Genomic DNA, 1,296 nt, shown 5'->3' with positions numbered 1-1,296 from the left:
CCCCCTAATAATAGACAAAGATAAATACGACATTAACCTGCAATTTTATAATCTAAATAATATCTCTTCGGAGTAACGAGACCCAGTTTATACTGGGTTCTTTTTTCGTTGTAATAACGAATAAAGCTTAAAAGGTCATCTTTAAAGGTATTTAATTTGATGCTTGGATAGAAACATGGGAATTCAGTCTTAAGGTGTGAAAAGAAACTCTCTATAACAGCGTTATCCCAACAGTTAGCTTTACGTGACATACTTGGTGTGAATTTTAGGATCTGGCTTAACTTATGGTAATCAAACGACCTATAGACACTTCCTTGATCACTATGGATTTGAACACCTTCAAGCGACTTTAGCTTCCTTTTTTTACGAGCTGCTTCAACTGTAGCTCTAATAAGCTCTTGATTGGGGCTAGAGCTTATTTCAAATGCAATAACTTCACGGTTAAATAGGTCAATGATGGCTGAGATATAAAATTTCACATGCTCGATTTGAATTTCTGTCATATCAGTCACCCATTTCTGATTAGGATGATCAGCGTGAAATGCTCTATTTAAATGGTTCTCATAAACATATCCTGCGCTTTTTACATTGGCTTCTTTGGATGTTTTAGGACGTCTGACAGTTGCCTTGAGGCTTGCTTCTTTCATCATACGTGCTACTTTTTTATGGTTGACCACGGTTCCTTTTGTTTTCAAGTAATTGGCTATTCGCTTGGCGCCATATGTACCTTTATGAAGAGTGAACGCTCGTTTAATCTTGGTTAGAAGTGTTTTATTTTTTGCTGACACTTGTTGTTTTGGTCTTTTGAGATACGCATAATAACCGCTGGTAGACACTTTGAATACATGACAAAGAAGAAGGACAGGATAATCCTTTCTCAAAAAAGAAATAGCTTCAAATTTCTTGCTTATTCGTTCTTTTTGAGAAAGGCCTGGAACTTTTTTAAGACTTCATTCTCCAATTCTAGTTCTTTGACTTGTTTCTCTAACTCACGAACCTTTTTATCGTTTTGATGTGATTTAGAGGAAGAGTGTGAACGGTGGTTTTCTAAACCGGCTTTCCCATTTTGCTTATAAGCATTTACCCAACGGTTTACAGTATCTCGGTGTAAATCTAGACTATGTGCTACATCAATGACTGATCGTTTTTCTTCTAGTACTTGAAGAACGGCCTTTAACTTAACTTCGACAGGATTATGTGAATGTGTCTTTTTTCTTGTCATGTAACTCTCCCCTTATAACGTGATTATGTCGTATCTTATACTATCCTATCTGTCCATTATAAGGGGGGCAACCA

General features: G+C 36.4%; 2 protein-coding genes. Both read right to left on the bottom strand.

Translation table 11 applies throughout. The features are described 5' to 3' along the window. Positions 1 to 32: 32 nt before the first annotated feature. The gene (locus AC1FXP_RS23440) at positions 33 to 890 is read right to left on the bottom strand and encodes an IS3 family transposase (protein WP_480064315.1); all 858 of its coding nucleotides are present in this window, start codon (positions 888 to 890) and stop codon (positions 33 to 35) included. Between the two features lie 17 nt (positions 891 to 907). Next, positions 908 to 1,222, bottom strand: a complete 315-nt coding sequence (locus AC1FXP_RS23435) for a helix-turn-helix domain-containing protein (protein ID WP_480064314.1) — start codon at positions 1,220 to 1,222, stop codon at positions 908 to 910. Positions 1,223 to 1,296: the final 74 nt, after the last annotated feature.

This window comes from Halalkalibacter sp. HAAS-P013, assembly GCF_056619925.1.
Note: the sequence above shows the minus strand (reverse complement) of the source record. Positions and strands in the feature narration are given on the sequence as shown.